Origin of the sequence: Azospirillum brasilense (genome assembly GCF_001315015.1) — a bacterium.
Taxonomy (GTDB): Bacteria; Pseudomonadota; Alphaproteobacteria; order Azospirillales; family Azospirillaceae; genus Azospirillum; species Azospirillum brasilense.
On the sequence record NZ_CP012915.1, the window covers coordinates 143,802 to 160,883 of the forward strand.

The window sequence follows — 17,082 nt, forward strand, 5'->3', positions numbered from 1 at the left end:
GCGATGGGTTACGGGCGGGACCGCGCGAGGGCCTGGAGAGCGGCGCGGACACGACCGACGACGGGCGCCCAGTCGCCGCGCCGGTCCTGGCGGAACAGGCGCATGGTCGGGTACCACGGCGTGCACATCCCCTGGTCCAGCCAGCGCCAGTCGGGGGCGAAGGGCAGCACCGTCCAGACCGGACGGCCGAGCGCCCCGGCCAGATGGGCCGGCGCCGTGCAGGAACTGATGACAAGGTCGAGGTTTTCCATGATCGCCGCGGTGTCGGCGAAGTCCGAAATCTCCGCACCGAGGTCGGTGAAGGACGATGGCAGAGGTCCGCAGGTCTCCAGGTCCTGCCGCCCCGCCCCCTTCTGAAGGCCGAAGACCGTGACGCCCGGAACGTCCAGCAGCGGAAGAAACGCCTTCAGGCGCGGCGAACGGATGTGATCCGCCTTGAATCCGGGGTTTCCCGCCCACACCAGCCCCACCCGCAGCCTCTCCCGCGGCCCCAGGCGCGCCGCCCAGCGTGTCGCCAGTTCCGGCTCGGCGCGCAGATAGGGAGTGTCGGCGGGGATCGTGTAGAGCATGGTGCCGAGCCGATGCGGCAGGCTGGCCAGGGCGTCGTGCGCGTCGTGCGGCGGCGGCGGATCGAACCGGCTGACCACGCCCTCGATGCCCGGCATGGCGGAGAGCAGGCGGACGAGCTGGCTGTTGCACTCGATGACGACGCGCACACCCCGCGCCTGGAGCTGCTGGGCGAAGCGGGCGAACATGATGGTGTCGCCCACCCCCTGCTCGTCATGGACCAGAAGGGTCCGGCCGGTGAGGTCGGAGCCGTCCCAGGCGGGTGAGGCGAAGCTGCGCCGGGGCGACGGGAAGTCGGCCATGCGCGACCGCCATTCATACTCGGCGAACCCTTCCTCCAGCTCGCCCTTGATCAGCAGCCCGAAGCTCAGCGCGGTGTGCGCCTCCGCCAGGGCCGGGTCGAGCCGGACCGCGGACCGCGTCAGCGCGATCATCTCGTCGATCCGCATCAGGTCGCGGGCCGCGAGTCCGAGGTTGAGGTGGGTGTGCGCGGCGTCCGGCTGCATCGCGATGGATTGCCGGAAGCAGGCCACCGCCTCGTCGAGCCGTCCGAGATCCTGAAGCGTGACGCCCAGATTGTTGAGCACGCCGGGATCGCCCGGCGCGAAGCCCAGCGCGCAGCGGTAGTAGCGGACCGCCTCCCCGGCCCGCCCGAGACGGCGGTGGGCCATGCCCAGGTTGGCGTAGGCGGCGACCGATGACGGCGCCATGCCGAGGAGCACCATCAGCTCCTCGATCGCCGCCTCGGCGCGGCCGTCCAGGATGAGCGCCTGCGCCAGCAGAAGCCGCTGGTCGGTCAGCCGCGGCTTGAGACGCAGCAGCCGGCGCAGCGCGGTCGCGGCGTCGCCGTGCCGGCCCATGTCCGACAGCGCGTTCGCGACGTTGTTGAGCGCATCGGCGGAGCCGGCGTCCAGCACCAGGGCGCGCCGGCAGCAGGCCACGGCCTCGTCGCGCCGGCCGAGCCGCCGCAGCGCGCTGGCGAGGTTGGAGAAGCAGGCCGCGTTGTCGGGGGCGGAGCGGATGGCCTGCCTCATCCACTCCACGGCCTCGCCCGGCCGGCCGCGCTGAAGCGCCAGCGCGCCCAGGAGATGCAGGGCGTCCGGGTGGCGGGGGTGGTCGGCGAGAACACGCCGGTACGCGCTTTCCGCTTCGGCCAGCCGTCCGGCCCCATGATGGGCGAGGCCCGCCGCGACGAGAGCCGCGGGGGCAGGGCGATCCAGGGTGGCTTTGGTGGAGAAGGCCATGCGTGCGAGCTTTCGAATCGTCGATCAGATCAAGACCGGGGCTGCCCAGGGATCGTAGGGGACCAGGGCCCGGCGCGCCGGGTCCGGCCGAAGGAATTCACTGGCGTTGCGGTTCAGCATGGTGGCGACGAAGGAGAAGGAGCTGTTGGAAATGGCGACCCGATCGGCGTGGCAGAGGATGTGGAAATCGGTGAAGAACTCCGCACCCGCGATGGGCTCGGCCAGATCGCGACCGGTGACGGGGCGGTAGGCGGCGAATTCCCGCAGCTGGGCGGGATCATCGGTCGCGATGAACAGGACAGGCCGGTCGAGCGTCGGCCAGACGGTCTCCAGCCAGTGCCGATACCAGGACGTTGGGGCGATCCAGAACCGCCCCCAGCCGAAATCCCCGCGCCGGAGGTGCAGCGCCACGACGGTCCGCCCGACGTCACGCAGACGGCCGAGCAGCGCATCCGTGTGGGGCTGGAGGTGGCGGCCCGGTGTGAACAGCGCGCGGAACTCCTCCTTGAACGGCGCCAGGGGTGTGATGTCGCCGCAAAAATAGCCGGACACGTCGCGGTCCGCCAACACGGTGGAGGGCTCCCCGCGGAGGGAAGCGGTCACGGCGGCCTCCCCCTCCGCCTCCGCCACGCGCGGCAACGCCGGACCGGGCAGCGGATCATCGTGATCGTACAGGTGGCGGCCGAGCCAGGGAGGAACCTCCAGGGTGAGGCCGTGCCGGGCGGCGTAGAGGCGCAGGACGCCGTATTGGAGAAGCTGGTTGCCGAACCGCCCGTTGAGCCCCAGGACGGTCGAGGCGAGGCGGCGGCCCGGCGCGCCCGCCGGGGCGGGTGCCGGAGGCGGCCCCCACCGCCGCGTCAGCAGGGACAGGGCGCGGCGCGTGAAGGCCTCGCCGAACCCGGGGTTGCAGCGGATCGCCCGCTCCCAGGCCGTCAGCGCCGCGTCGGGGCGACCGAGCGCTTCCAGGGCACTGGCCAGCGCCGCATGGCCACCGTACAGCTCCGGGCTGAGCCGCAGCGCCCGCCGGGCATGCTCGGCCGCGCCCGCCGCGTCGCCGAGGGCCAGGGCGGCGGTCGCGCAGTCCGCGTTGAGATCGGGCCGCATCGGGTCCAGCCGGAGCGCGCGCTCCAGCTCCCGCGCCCCCTGCCTGTCCTGCCCGAGCCGCCGGCTCGCACGGCCCAAGAGGTGCTGGGCGTTGGTCAGGCCCGGCTGGAGCGTCAGGGCGCGGCGCAGCCGGGGGACGGCCTGGGCATGGGCGTCGGCGTCGACCAGCATGGAGCCGAGATTGCACCACGCGGCGGCCGCGCCGGGGTGAAGGCACGCCACCGCCCGGAAGGCCGTCAAGGCAAGCCGCTTGCGCTGAAGCCGGTGCGCGAGCAACCCCAACTCGAACCAGGCTTCGATGCGGCCGGGATCCTCGGCGGCGGCGCGGGTCAGCGCGGCGACGGCGCGGTCGAGCTGCCCGGCCTGGATGGCCTCCTTCGCCACCGCGACGAGATCGATGGCGACGAGGTCGGTGGCACGCGGGGCGTCCCGGCTTTCCGACGGGGCGGCGGGCGGCGGCGGGGGCGGTCCCTCAGGCTCCCCCTTGGCCCTGAGGAGCGGCGGTCCGGTCCAGCCGCCGTCGCGCAGAAACGCGTCTCTCCTGGCTTTCAGCGCGTGGAGGCGGCGCTGGGTCAGGATCTCGATCGCCACAAAGCGGGGGTCGGACGCGACCTGCTCCGTCGGTTTGACGCCGCTGGTCATCGTCTGGCGCTGCCGCGCCAAGGCGTTGTCCGCCCGCATCGTGTAGTGGACCGTCTTCTCCGCGATCCGGATTCCAGCGAACATGCTGTGGAGCGCCCGGCCATAGGCCACGTCGTCGGCCACGGCCGGGTGGAACGGTGCCTCCTCCGGGAAGCCGCCGATCATGTCGTGGCAGACGCGCCGTACGCAGAGGTTGCATGGGTAGCTGACCTCCGAGGCCTCGCGCCACTCGGGGGTGACTTCCTGGTCGATGGTGTCGAAGTGCATTCCGGTGCGGACGAACGCGGCGTCGGGATCACGGTCCAGCGCCGTTGCCGTCAGCAGGAAATGCCGCTCGAAAAAGTAATCGTCGGCGTCCAGAAACCAGACGTACCGGCCAAGCCCCGCGGCGGCGCCGATGTTGCGCGACCGCCCCGCCCCCTGGTTGCGGTTGTTCGCGATCAGCGCGACGCTCTGTTCCGGATGTTCCCGCGCCCAGCGCAGGACCCGCGACGCCGTCTCGTCAGGCGAGGCATCGTCCACCACGCAGACATGGACCTGCGCCCGTGGGTTCCGCACCGTCTCGCGGTAGACACGGGCTGCCGCCGCTACGCTGTCCAGCGCCCGCTCGATGGTGTCCTCCATCCGGTGCGCGGGGATCACCACGGTGCCGAGAAAGTCGGTGTCGGCCTTGTGGCGTGCGATCCCCCGCAGGGCGACCCCCAGCCCGCAATCCTCGAAGCCCGCGGCGGCGTGCAGCCGCTCGGCCTCCGCGTCGCAGCCCTGGACCAGCCGCACGATGCCCAGCGCGCGCGCGAGGTTGCCCTGTGGCGGCACGATGCGCGCCAACGGTTCCAGCAACGCCGCCGCCTCGTCGGCCGCCCCGTCCTGCACCCGCCTCAAGGCCCGGCTGGCGGCAAGGCCCAGGGGCTCGCCGATCTGCCCACCGAGCGCCTGGAGGTCACCGTGCAGGCGGGCGGCCCGGACGAACAGCGCGATCGCCCGCAGGCCGTCGCCCGCCGCGCGGACGGCATACGCCGCGTGCTGCCACGCCACCGCATCGGCCGGATCGTTCGCGAGCGCCTGCCGGTGGATCAGGGCGCCTTCGGGGGCCTTGGCATCCCGTGCCATCCCTAGGCCACCGCCGCCACGAAGGTTTCGGCGAAGGCGCGCCACGTCCGCTCGCCGCGCAGGAAGGCCCGCGCCGTGTCGGCGCGGGCGCTGGCGGCGGCGCGGTCGGTGTAGAGGGTTTCGAGATGGGCGACGGCCTCCTCGACGGAGGATTCTCCCCACCCGCGGCGCCGGCCCCCTTGACCTGATGCGGAGTCGGCCACCGGGTCCTGGCGGCGCAGCGGCAGGCAGTTGCCATCACGGATCAGGTCGAGGTGGCCGGTGTTGGCCGACAGGATGACCGGCACGCCGCAGGCCATCGCCTCCATGGCGACGAGGTTGGTCGCCCCTTCGCAGCGGTTGGGGAAGAGGGCGGCGTGGCAGTCCGCCAGGATGGCGGCGATCTGGCCGCGCCCGAGAAAGCCCATGTCGACGAAGCCCTCCGGCGGCAGGCCGCAGTCCATCGCCCATTCCACGATGCGCAGCTTGCCGTTGTCGCCAACGGCGGGGGCGCAGGGCACCAGCCGGGACTCGGCGATGTCGGCGGATGTGTGCGGCCAGGGGTTGTGCCACGCGGTGACCAGCAGCGCGTCGGGATGGCGCTCGTGGAACCGGCGGAAGGCGGCCAGCACGATGTCCTGCCCCTTGCGGAACTCCACCTTCCCGCCCGAAAAGACGACGAAGCGGTCGCCGAAGCGCCGGGCCGGCGGGACCGGCGCCAGCTCGTCCGGGTCCACGCCCTGGAAGGCGCAGCCGACCTCGGTGATGCCCTGTTCGGCCAACAGCGCCCGGTTGTACTCGGAGTGGACCACGAGCTTGTCGTAGCTCCGCGCGCGGCGCAGCGTGTCCTCGTCGAACCGGGTGTCCTCGAAGGCGATGACCCCGACGTTGCGGCTGCCGCGGAACCGGGCGGAGAACGGCCCGGCGACGAAGCCGTTGCCGAGCGCGTGCAGGACGGTGCAATCGTTGAGGCCGAGCATCCGGTCGCCCGACCGCTCGGCGATGGCGGTGATCTGCCGATGGCCGTCCATCAGGCTTTCCAGCTTTTCCCGGTTTTCCGGCCGCAGGGTGGACAGAAGGGGCTTTTCCAGCAGGAGCGGCGGCCGTCCCCGGTCGATCAGATGCAGCGCCGTGTGGACGCCGACCAGACCCCAGCCGTGGATCTCCGAAAGCTGCCACGTCAGCGCCAGATTCTGTTCCGCGCACGGCTTCCCGACGCCCTCCGCTGCCGACTCCGTCACGCGCCGCACATCCTTTTTGCCCATGGCCTTGGATGGTAGGATAGCAGAACGCGGGCACCGATCCACAGCGTGAGCCGCTGTTCAGCGCCAACCATCACGTGCGAGCGAGCCAGCCCCAACCAGCATGCCCGAGCCAGCATGACCGTCAAGATCGCCTTTCTCGACCCGGCGGGTGGGGACTACACGCCGGACACGCCGCGCCTGCACCCGCTCGGCGGTTCGCAATCGGCCCTATGCTACCTCGCAGAGGCGCTGGCCGCCTCCAAGCTTGAGGTCACGCTGGTCAACGGCACCCGGACGCCGGGCATGGTTCGCGGGGTGCGCTGTCTTCCCGCAGGAGCGGTGTCCTGGGAGGGTATGCGTGCCTTCGACGTCGTGGTGCTGCTCAACGGCTGCCCGACGGAGGCGCTGACCCGGCTGCGCGCGACCCTCGACGGTGGGCGGAAGCTGATCCTGTGGATGCAGCACGCCGTCGATCAAGCCGCCGCGCAATGCGTCGCAGAGCCGGAGGCGCGCGCCTGCTGGGACGGCTATGCCTTCGTCAGCCGCTGGCAGATGGACGGCTACCTCACGGCCTTCGGCCTCGACCGCCGGCTCTGCCGCATCCTGCGCAACGGCATTGCCCCGGCCTTCTCCGGCCTGTTCCCGCCGGGGGCCGACATCAGGGCGGCCAAGCCCTGGCCGCCGGTCCTGGCCTACACCAGCACGCCCTTCCGCGGCCTCGACGTGCTGCTCGACAGCGTTCCCCGCCTGCGGGCGGCGATCCCCGGAACCACTGTCCGGGTGTTCTCCAGCCTGGACGGCTATCAGGTCCCCGCCGACCGCGACCCCTACGGCGCCCTCTACCGGCGCTGCCGCGAGACCGAGGGCGTGGACTATGTGGGGGCCGTTTCCCAAGGTGCCTTGGCCGAGGCGTTGCGCGGCGCGACCGGCCTCGCCTACCCCAACCGCTTCGCCGAGACCTCCTGCATTGCCGTCATGGAGGCGCTGGCCGCCGGCTGCCTCGTCGTGTCCAGCGCGCTGGGGGCGTTGCCGGAAACCACGGCCGGCTTCGCCCGGCTGATTCCGGTCCCCGAGGACCCGGCGGAGCACGCCGTCCGCTTCGCCGATACCGCCCGGACGGCCTTGCTCCAGTGGCGCGACGATGGCGCGATCACCGGCCGCCGGCTTCGCGAACAGGTGGATCACGTCACCACCGGGATGAGCTGGGCCGGACGGGCCGCGGACTGGCTGGTGTGGTTCGACGAGCTGAGAGGCAACCAGAAGGACGCCGCCTCAGCGGGCACGGCGGGGGCGGCCGTCACCGCCAGTCTCGCCGATGCGCAACAACGCCTGCTGGACGCCCTGAGCACCCACCTGAACGCCCGCCCCGCGGCCAAAGAGGAGCAGGCTTGGCGGGCGGAGGCGCGGGCGCTGATCGCGCTGATCGAGCGTTCGCTGCGGCTCGACCACAACACGGAGGAGAACCGGTCGGCCGTCTGGACGACGCTGCGCGGGTTCGACGCCTGGTTCGCCTACGTCACGACGCTGACGGACACGCCGCCTCCCGCGGCCCCGCCACCCGGCGGGCGGCGGATCTACGATTGCTTCCAGTTCTACAACGAGCTGGACCTTCTGGAGGTGCGGCTGGCCGAGCTGGACGCGGTGGTCGACCGCTTCGTCCTGGTCGAGGCGACCTTCACCCACGCCGGCGATCCCAAGCCCCTCCATTACGCGGAGAACCGCGCGCGCTTCGCGGCCTACGCCGACAAGATCATCCACGTCGTCGTCGACGACGATCCCGGCGGCTTCGCGTGGCAGCGCGAGGCCCACCAGCGCGACGCGATCATCCGCGGCCTCGACGGCTGCGACCCGACGGACATGATCGTCGTCTCGGATGCCGACGAAATCCTCCGCCCCTGGGTGATGGAGCGGTTGCGCCGGGAACCGGACGACGGCCGCTCGCTGTTCGCGCCGCACCTCGACATCTTCCTCTATTTCCTCGACCTCAAATCGCCCGACCCCTGGGTGTCGGTGGCCGCCGCCCCGTGGGAGCTGATCCGCCGGATCGGCGCCAACCGCGCCCGCTACCTGACCAAGCTGGGGCATGGGCGGGTTGTCCCGGACGCCGGCTGGCACTTCACCTGGATGGGCGGGATCGAGCGCTTCCGCGCCAAGCTGCAGGCCTTCGCGCATCGCGAGATGATCGCGGCCTTCGATCAGGACCCGGCGGCGAACCGCGAACGGCTGGACCGCTTCTACGCCACCGGGCGTTTCGACGGCGGCGCCGTTCCCGGCATGTGGATGTCCCTGGCACCCGTCCCCATCGACGCCGGCTTCCCCCGGCTGATCCGCGAGCGGGTCGAGCATTTCCGCGCGCTCGGCTGGATCTCGCCGGACGCCGGCCCGCCGGTCCCGGAGGAGCCGATTGCCGACTCCGGGTCGGAGCATCGTCGTGCCCTGGTCCTCGACCCTGCCTCCATCGACGCCTTCCATGCCCTGGCGATGGAGCGGCTCGGCCGCAACGCGCCGGAGGAAGCGGACGGACCGCTGCGCCGCTGCGTCGTCCTCGATCCCTTCGGCACCTTCCACCGCTTCCATCTCGCCCACACGCTGCTGATGCGCCAACGCTACGGCGAGGCGGAGGGCGTGCTGCGGGAGCTGGTCCGCCTCGCCCCCGACGACCCTCGCGCCCGCGCCAACCTGGGCATCGCGCTGAAGAATCTGGGACGCCACGACGAGGCGGTCGGCGCCGGACGGCGGGCGCTGGCGCTGGCCCCCGCCGAGCCCGGCGTGCTCAGCAACCTGGGGCTCGCCCTTTCCCTGCGGACCGGCGGGGACGCGGAGGCGGCCCGCGTGCTGCATTGGGCGGTGGCGATCGACCCGGACTTCACCTCGGCCCGGCTGAACCTTGGCCTTGTGTTCAGCAAGCTGCGGCGCATGGGGGAGGCGGAGGCCCAGTGCCGCCGCCTCCTCGACCACGATCCCGGCAACGCCGAGGCCCACATCCTGCTGGGCACCTGTCTGCTGCTGCGCGGCGAGCTGGAGGCGGGGTTCAGGGAGTACGAGTGGCGCACCCGTCTGGCCGACCGTCAGGTCACGCCGCGGGGCCTGCCGACCCCGGTGTGGGAGGGCGGGAACCCGGACGGCCTGACGATCCTGCTGCACGACGAGCAGGGGCTCGGCGACGGCATCCAGTTCGCCCGCTACGCGCCGCTGCTGCGCCGCCGGGGTGCGCGCGTGATCGTCGAGTGCAACGACCGGCTCGTCCGCCTCTTCGCCACGCTCCCCGGCGTGGACGCGGTCGTCGGACGCTCCGACCCGACGCCGCCGCACGACGCCCACGCCGCTCTGCTCAGCCTGCCGCACCGCCTCGGCACCACGCTGGCGACCGTCCCGGCCGAGGTCCCCTACCTGCGCGCCGAACCGGAACGGATCGAGTTCTGGCGGCGACGGCTGGGTCCGAAGGCAGAAGCACGGTTGCGGGTGGGGCTGGTGTGGGCCGGCAACCCCGAGTTCAAGGACGACCGTCGGCGCTCGCCGGGGCTGGCCGCCCTCCGGACGCTGCTGGACATTCCGGGCGTCGCAGTCTTCGGCTTGCAAATGGGTGCCGGGCGGCAGGATGTGGAGCGCTGCAGGCCGCTGCCGCCGTCCTTCACCGACCTCGGCGCGGAGATCGCCGACTTCGCCGACACCGCCGCGATCATGGAAACCCTCGACCTCGTCATCAGTTCCTGCACGGCGCCGGCCCATCTGGCCGGGGCGCTCGGCCGCCCGGTCTGGACGCTGCTGCCGGACAATGCCGACTGGCGCTGGCTGGAGCGCGGCGACACCTCCCCCTGGTACCCGACGATGCGCCTGTTCCGGCAGACGACGCCGGGCGACTGGGCATCCGTCGTCGCCGACGTGCGGGCGGCATTGGCGCAGGCTGCTAGAGGGGCGGCACTGTGAAGGCCTCGGGCGGCAGGCCGGCGGCGTGGCGGTCCCACATCGTCCGGTAGGCGCGCTCCAGGTGACGGGTGAAGCGGGGGGTGTCGAACAGCGGGGCCGTCGCCCGCGCGGCGGCGAGGCGGCGACGGTAAGCGGCGAGCGTCGCCGGTTCGCCGGCCAGCCGCACCGCCAGCGCCTCGTAGCCGTCGAAGCTGGTGGTGACCGTCTCGGGGAGGCCGGCGGCGTTCAGCAGGCCGGCGGCGACGCGCGCCGCGAAGGTGTCGCCGATCCGTGTCACCACCGGCAGACCCATCCACAGGGCGTCCGAAACGGTGGTGTGGCCGGTGTAGGGAAAGCTGTCGAGGAACAGGTCGGCCAGACGGTAGCGGGCGAGATGCTCGGCCTGCGGCCGGTGGAGGGCGAAGACCAGACGGTCGGGATCGACCCCGCGCCGCGCCGCCTCGCGCCGCAGGTTGTCCGCACCGTCCCGGCCGGGCTGCTGCAACCACAGCACACTCCCCGGCACCCGCGCCAGCACGCGCATCCACAGCCCGAACAGCGACGGGGTGATCTTGAACGGCGCGTTGAACGCGCAGAAGACGAAACCGTCCGGCGGCAGGCCGCAGGCGGCGCGGTCCGGCACGGGCGCATCCAGTGGGCGGCGCCGGTCGTTGACCTGATAGGAGTCCGGCATGATGACCAGCCGCTCCCGGTAATGGGGCTGATGGTCCGGCGGCGTGACAAAGCGGTCGCCGATCACATAGTCCATGACGTCGCTGCCCATCGTCCCGGGATAGCCGAGATAGGCGACCTGGACCGGCGCCAGCCGGCGCGCCAGAAGGTCGAAGCGGACATGCCGCGTGTAGCCCTTGAGGTCCACCAGGATGTGAGCACCTTCGGCCGCGAGCAGCGCCTGCACCTGCTCCGCATCGCAGCCGCGGATGTCGTGGAAGGCGTCGAAGGCGGCCTCCAGTCGGCGGCGCGTCGGGCTGCCATCGTCGGGACCGTAGGAACAGGCGACGACGCGGAAGCGGTCGCGGTCGTGCAGCTCGAACAGCTCGGCCGCCAGATAGGCGGTGGCGTGCTCGTGGAAGTCGGCGGAGAGGTAGGCGACGGTGAGCCGGCCGCCATCACCGGAGGGGGAGCCGAGGGGAGGCGCCACAGGGACCGCCGCCGCGGCTTGCGGAAGCGCCGCCGGTTGCACCACCGCCCGGTGGAAGTGGCGGGCGGCGCGGTCCTGCTGCGCCGGGCTGCTGTCGATCAGCAGGGTGAGCAGCGGCAGGGCGATCCCCCGGCCGCTGTCGATGACCGCCAGGACCTCCCGGCACAGAGCGTCGTACGCGCTCCAGTCGCAGTGCGAGAGGGCAGCGTGGAGCTGGTCGCTGAGGGATTCGGTGCGGCTGGGGTCGAGCCGGTACGCTCGTCCGTAGGCCATGGCGGCAGCCGCCAGCTCGCCCCCGTCACGCAGGCCGTGGCCGGACTCGCGCCACGCTTCGGCGTCGTCCGGCGCCAGCGCGATCGCCCGGCGAAGAACGGCGCGGGTCGCCGCGGTTCGGCCCAGCTCGCGGAGCATCGCGCCCAGAACGATGACCGGCCCGGCGTCGGCCGGTCCAGGGGCCAGACGGAGCGCCCGCGCCTGAAGCGCCGCCGCCTCGGCAAGGCGGCCCCGGCGCCGCAGCAGAAGCGCCAGATTGAGGCAGGCGTCGGCGAGGTCGGGCTTCAGGGCGATGGTGAGGGCAAGGCATCGCTGCGACTCCTCAATCCGACCGAGGGTGAAGGCAGTGACGCCCAGAAGGAAGGACGCGCCATGATGGTCCGGCTTGACCGCCAGGATCGCGCGGCACACCGCACCGCACTCGGCGTGCCGGCCGTTTTGATGCAGTGCCAAGGCGTAGCCCAGCGCTTCGGCGGGGGACGCGAAATGCCGGGCCGTGCTCATGCTTCCCCTCGGTGCTGCCGCCCCTCCCTGATCGTCGAGGAGGCGTGCGGAGCGTGAAATCATCGGGAAAAGGGTTACCATCGGGCGCGGCAATTCCAAACCCATTTGCCGGATCGACCGATTGGATGGAGAAGGTGGGTGATCGAGGCGACGTTCGACGGGGCCGGCGAAGCGTTCGACCGGTGCTTTGGCGCCGGACTGCGTCATGTCGGCGCCGGATCGCTGGAGGCGGCGGCCTGCTCCTTCCGAACGGCGGCGGCGATCAAGCCGGCGCATCCGGTTGTCTGGTTCGTCCTGGGGCTGGTGCTGCGCGGTCTGGGACGCGGGGACAGCGCGACGCTGGCGTTGCGGACCGCCCTCCACCTGCGGCCGGACGACGCCGACACGCTGTTCCAGTGGGCGTCGCTGCTCATCGAGCGCCGTCTGCCTGGGGAGGCGGAGGCACCGCTTCTCCGTCTCGTGGCGCTGCGGCCCGGTTACCCGGACGCGGCGTTCAGCCTCGGCAACGCGCTGATGGCCGTGGACGAGCCCGAACGGGCCGAAGCCGCCTACCGGCTGGCCGTGCTGCTGGAACCCGGCGCGGCGGCGGCCAACAACAACCTGGGTGCGGCGATCCTTTCCCAGGGACGGCCGGAGGAGGCGGCCGTGGGCTACCGGCGGGCCGTCCGGCTTGAGCCGGGCTCCGCCGAGCATCACAAGAATCTCGCCGTCAGCCTGCTCACCGCCGGAAACTTCCCGGAGGGCACGGCCGAGTACGAATGGCGCACCCGCCAAGCCGTCTGGCAATGGAACCGCGACCGTCCCGGCACACCGCTGTGGGACGGCGGTCCGCTGGACGGCAAGACCATCCTGGTCCATTTCGAGCAGGGGCTCGGCGACACCGTGCAGTTCATCCGCTACATGGCCGTGCTCAAGGCCATGGGCGCCCGCACGGTCTTCGAATGCCAGCCGCCGCTCAAGCGCCTCCTTGCCGGCGTTCCGGGCATCGACGCGCTGGTGGCGCGCGGCGAGCCGCTTCCCGAGGCCGACTGCCTCGTGCCCCTGATGAGCCTTCCCCATCGCTGCCGGACGACGGCGGCGACGATCCCCGGCGGCGTTCCATACCTGCGGGCCGATCCGGAGCGTGCGGCGTTCTGGCGCCGGCGGATCGCCGAGGCGGGGCGGCCGGGTGATGTCCGGGTGGGCATCCAGTGGCGCGCCGCGGGGGCCGACCGCTCGATTCCGCTGGAACGCTTCGCGCGCCTAGCGCACCTTCCCGGGGTGCGGCTTTACAGCCTGCAAAAGGCGGACGAACCCGGCCGGTGGGAGCGGCCCGATCAGGGGCTGGGAATCGTCTCGCTGCCGGACAGGGACGGAAAAGACGAGGATGAGGGGTTTGTCGACACCGCCGCGATCATCGAGGGCATGGACCTGATCGTCGCCTGCGATTCCGTGGTCGGCCACATCGCCGGCGCCATGGGGCGTCCGGTGTTCCTGGCTCTGCCGTGGCTGGGGGACTGGCGCTGGATGCGCCATCCCGACCGCACGCCCTGGTATCCGGCGACCCGTCTGTTCCGCATGACACGCCGCAACGATTGGGATGGGGTGATGGCCCGGATCGCCGTCGAGATTGCCGCAGCCGCCCGGCGCGCCGCGGGGGTGTCATGACGGACAGGATCGAAGCGGCGTCCCGGCTTTACCGCGCCGGGCGGCTGACGGAGGCCATCGACGCCTGCCGGGCCGTGCTGGCGGTCGAGCCGGGGCGTTTCGATGCGCTCAACCTGCTCGGCGCCGCCCTGTTCTCGGCCGGCCAGAATGGCGGGGCCCGGGAGGCGCTGCACGAGGCCGTCCGCGCCAATCCGGGCAACGCCGCCGCGCTGACCAACTTCAGCATCGTCCTGCAACACCGCCAGGAATGGCCGGCCGCCGCACGCGCCTTGCGCGCGCTGGCAGCGGTGCAGCCGGAGTCCGCGCCCCTCTACAGCCGGTTGGGCACGGTGTTTCAGGAAATGGGCGACCTGGACGGTGCCGTCGGGTTCCTGGTGCGCGCCGCCCGGCTCGACCCCGGCCCGAGCGTGCAATGGTACAACCTCGGCCTGATCGGGATTCTCGCCGGCGACTTCACGACCGCGGCGCGCAACCTGCGCCGGGCGATCGCGATCGCGCCCGAAGGGGGCCTCGCATATGTCCAGCTCGGCGAGACGCTGCTGCGGCTCGGCCATCTGGACAAGGCCACCGAGGTTTTCCGCCGCGCGATCCGGCTCGACCCGACCGTCTCCGAGGCGGTCAACGGCTTGGCGCGCTGCGCGCGGTACCGGGCCGCGGTGGGACAGTCCTCCGGATCGGGGCCGGGACCGCGGAAGGGGCTGGCCGTCCGCGGCGCCCTGGCAAGCGCCACGGGCTACGGCTATTTCTGCCAGCGCTTCATCCGGACGCTGCGCCAGCGGGACGTGCCCCTCCAGGCCATCGGAATCGGCGGCCCCGAATCCTGGCAGGAGGAGGATCTCGACCCACCGGTTCCCGCCAAGGCCCTGCTGAACTTCCTCATCCCGCTGGCGGTCGAGCGGGTGCCCGGCCTGGCCACGGTGACCTTCTCGATGTTCGAGGGAACCCGCATACCCCCGGCCTGGCGGCGCCAGTGCGAGCACAGCGACTTCGTCATCGTGCCCACGGAATCGTCCCGCATGGCCTGGGCGGCGCAGGGCTATCCGGAGGACCGTCTGCGGGTCTGCCCCCTGGGGGTCGATCCGGAGGACTCCGACGGCGGCGTTCCCGCGCCGACCATGGTCGATTCGCGTGGGCGGCTGGTCTCCAGCTACCGGCACCGCTTCGTCAACGTCTCGGATTTCATTCCCCGCAAGAACATCGACGGGCTGCTGCGGGTCTGGCTGCGCGGCACGGCGCGCGCCGACGACGCGGTGCTCATCCTGAAGCTGGGCAAGGGCACCAATCCAGCGTTCGGCGCGGAACTCGGCGAACTGGTGCGGCGGACGGAAGAGGCCGTCGGGAAACGGATGGCCGATGCGGCGCCGGTGGTGCTGATCAACCAGCTCCTGTCGGACGCCGACATGACGGGGCTGCTGCGGGCGGCGACCCATTACTGGAGCATGTCGCACGGCGAGGGCTGGGACCTTCCCCTCTCCAAGGCCGGCGCCTTGGGGTTGAGCCTGATCGCGCCGCGCCACTCGTCCTATCTGGATTATCTCGACGACCGGGTGGCACGCCTGATCCCGGCGACCGTCCGCCCCGCGCGCCTGCCCTACAGCGAGCAGCACTACGCGCCGTTCCACGGGCTCGACTGGTGGGACCCGGTCGAGGACGCCGCGGCGGACATCCTGACCGCCATCATCCGCGGCGGCGACACCGGTCCCCCATCGGCCCGCGACCATCTGGTGCAAGGCTTCACCTGGACCCGCGCGGCGGACCGGCTGCTCGCCATCCTCGACGACGCGGGCCTGCGCTGATGGGAAACCCGGCCGAAACGGCGGCGGTGCGGAGCTTCGCCGCCGCCCTGGAGCATCATCGCGCGGGCCGGCTCGACGATGCCGAGGGCGCTTACAGGGCGATCCTGCGCGACGATCCCGGACACGCCCACGCCAACAACAATCTGGCCATCCTGCTGCGCGGCACGGGGCGGTGGGAGGAGGCCGCCGCCTGCTACCGCCGGGCCGTCGCGGCGCTGCCGGACGATGCGCCGATCCGCAGCAACCTCTCCTGCGCGCTGGCCGACCTCGACCGGCCGGCGGAGGCGCTGGCGGCGGTGCGCGTGGCGCTGGCCCTGTCCCCGGACTACGCCGACGCCTGGTTCAACGCCGGCAACCTCCTGAAGACGGAGCGACAGCCCGAGCGGGCGCTCGCCGCCTACCGCCGGGCGGTGCGGCTGAAGCCCGGCATGGGCGGGGCCCACAGCAACATGGGCGACGTGTACCGCGACCTCGGGGAATCGAGCCGCGCCGTGGACTGCTACCGGGCGGCGATGCAGGCGCAGCCCGACCTGCCGGAACCCGTGGTCAACCTTGGCGAGGCGCTGAAGGAGCAAGGGCGGATCACCGAGGCCATCACGATCTTCCAAAGCGGGATCGAACGCCACCCCGAACTGGCCCTGCTCCATTCCAACCTGCTGTTCGCTCTGCATTACACGCCCTGGGTGCCGCCCGAGATCATCGCCCGCGCCCACGCGCACTGGAACGAGCGGCACGCGCGGCCGCTGATGCCGCACCGGCAATTCTCAAATGACCGCAACCCGGGCCGCCGGCTGCGGGTGGGCTATGTCTCGCCCGACTTCCGCGCCCACGCCTGCGCCCATTTCATCGAGCCCCTGCTGCGCGAGCACGACCGCGGCGCGGTGGAGATTTTCTGCTACGCCACCTCGACCCACCACGACGCGATCACCGAACGCATGAGGAACTTGGCCGACGGGTGGCGGTCGTTGACCAACCTGGACGATGCGACCGCCGCCGCACTGGTCGAGCGCGACCGCATCGACATCCTGGTCGATCTGGCCGGCCACACGGCGCACAGCCGGCCATTGCTGTTCGCCCGCAAGCCGGCCCCGATCCAGGTCTCCTGGCTGGGCTATCCCGACACCACGGGAATGACCGCGATCGACCACCGCCTGACCGATGCGGTCGCCGACCCGCCGGGCCTCACCGACGCCTGGCACGCCGAGCGGCTGGTCCGCCTGCCAAAAGGGTTCCTCGCCTTCCAGCCGTTGCGCTTCGTCACGCCGCGCGACGAGCCGCCGGCGCTGGTCAACGGCTTCGTGACCTTCGGCTCTTTCAACAACGCCGCCAAGGTGACGCCGGAGGTGGCGCGGGTCTGGTCGGCCATCCTGGCGCGCGTGCCGTCCGCCCGCCTGTGTCTCAAGAGCCGCGCCTTCGGCGACGCGCCGACGCGGGAGCGCTATCTCCGGCAATTCGCCGGCAACGGCGTGGACCCCGGACGTGTCGATCTCCTTCCGCCGATGGATGTGATCGATCACCACCTGCAGGCTTACGACCGGATCGACATCGGCCTCGACCCCTTCCCCTACAACGGCACCACCACCACCTGCGAAGCGCTGTGGATGGGCGTGCCGGTGATCACGCTCGCCGGCCGTCATCACGTCGCGCGGGTGGGCGCCAGCCTGCTGTCCCAGTGTGGGCTGACCGAGTTCATCGCGACCGACGAGGCCGGCTACATTGACACAGCCGTCGCCCTGGCCGGGGACACGGGGCGTCTGGCCGCGCTGCGCCGCGGCATGACGAAACGGATGGAGCGCTCGGCGCTCAGCGACCATCGCGGCTTCGCGGCGGCGGTCGAGACCGCCTACCGCGCCATGTGGCACTCCTGGCTCGGGCGCGAACAGGACGCAGCGGCGGAACGCTGA

General features: G+C 71.9%; 8 protein-coding genes. 4 read left to right on the plus strand and 4 right to left on the minus strand.

Annotated elements, in window-relative coordinates; genetic code table 11:
• Positions 1-8: 8 nt before the first annotated feature.
• Genes AMK58_RS14490 through AMK58_RS14500 form a run of 3 tightly spaced genes read right to left on the minus strand, consistent with a single transcriptional unit; the run spans position 9 to position 5,887 of the window.
• Positions 9-1,811 carry a tetratricopeptide repeat protein gene (locus AMK58_RS14490; protein ID WP_059399106.1) on the minus strand — a complete coding sequence of 601 codons (1,803 nt, stop codon included), beginning with the start codon at positions 1,809-1,811 and terminating at the stop codon, positions 9-11.
• 24 nt (positions 1,812-1,835) lie between these two features.
• Complete coding sequence (locus AMK58_RS14495) at positions 1,836-4,667, minus strand: glycosyltransferase (RefSeq protein WP_059399107.1); 2,832 nt, start codon at positions 4,665-4,667, stop codon at positions 1,836-1,838.
• A gap of 2 nt (positions 4,668-4,669) precedes the next feature.
• Entirely contained in the window at positions 4,670-5,887 is a 1,218-nt protein-coding gene (locus AMK58_RS14500) for a glycosyltransferase family 4 protein (protein WP_236778265.1), read from the minus strand.
• A gap of 138 nt (positions 5,888-6,025) precedes the next feature.
• Between AMK58_RS14500 and AMK58_RS14505 the strand changes: the two genes are divergently transcribed.
• Positions 6,026-9,817 carry a tetratricopeptide repeat protein gene (locus AMK58_RS14505; RefSeq protein WP_059399108.1) on the plus strand — a complete coding sequence of 1,264 codons (3,792 nt, stop codon included), beginning with the start codon at positions 6,026-6,028 and terminating at the stop codon, positions 9,815-9,817.
• On the opposite strand, the gene AMK58_RS14510 is transcribed toward AMK58_RS14505, so the two are convergent.
• Positions 9,798-11,735 carry an O-linked N-acetylglucosamine transferase, SPINDLY family protein gene (locus AMK58_RS14510; protein ID WP_059399109.1) on the minus strand — a complete coding sequence of 646 codons (1,938 nt, stop codon included), beginning with the start codon at positions 11,733-11,735 and terminating at the stop codon, positions 9,798-9,800. The genes AMK58_RS14505 and AMK58_RS14510 overlap by 20 nt on opposite strands.
• A 138-nt stretch (positions 11,736-11,873) precedes the next feature.
• Here AMK58_RS14510 and AMK58_RS14515 point away from each other — a divergent pair, with 138 nt between their 5' ends.
• From AMK58_RS14515 to AMK58_RS14525, 3 genes are read left to right on the plus strand one after another with little or no spacing between them, the layout of a single operon-like run.
• Entirely contained in the window at positions 11,874-13,382 is a 1,509-nt protein-coding gene (locus AMK58_RS14515) for a tetratricopeptide repeat protein (RefSeq protein WP_059399110.1), read from the plus strand.
• A complete protein-coding gene (locus AMK58_RS14520) occupies positions 13,379-15,178 on the plus strand; it encodes a tetratricopeptide repeat protein (protein WP_059399111.1) in 1,800 nt (599 codons plus the stop codon). Before AMK58_RS14515 ends, AMK58_RS14520 begins: the two co-directional genes overlap by 4 nt.
• Entirely contained in the window at positions 15,178-17,082 is a 1,905-nt protein-coding gene (locus AMK58_RS14525) for an O-linked N-acetylglucosamine transferase, SPINDLY family protein (protein ID WP_035677453.1), read from the plus strand. The genes AMK58_RS14520 and AMK58_RS14525 overlap by 1 nt, the downstream gene beginning before the upstream one ends.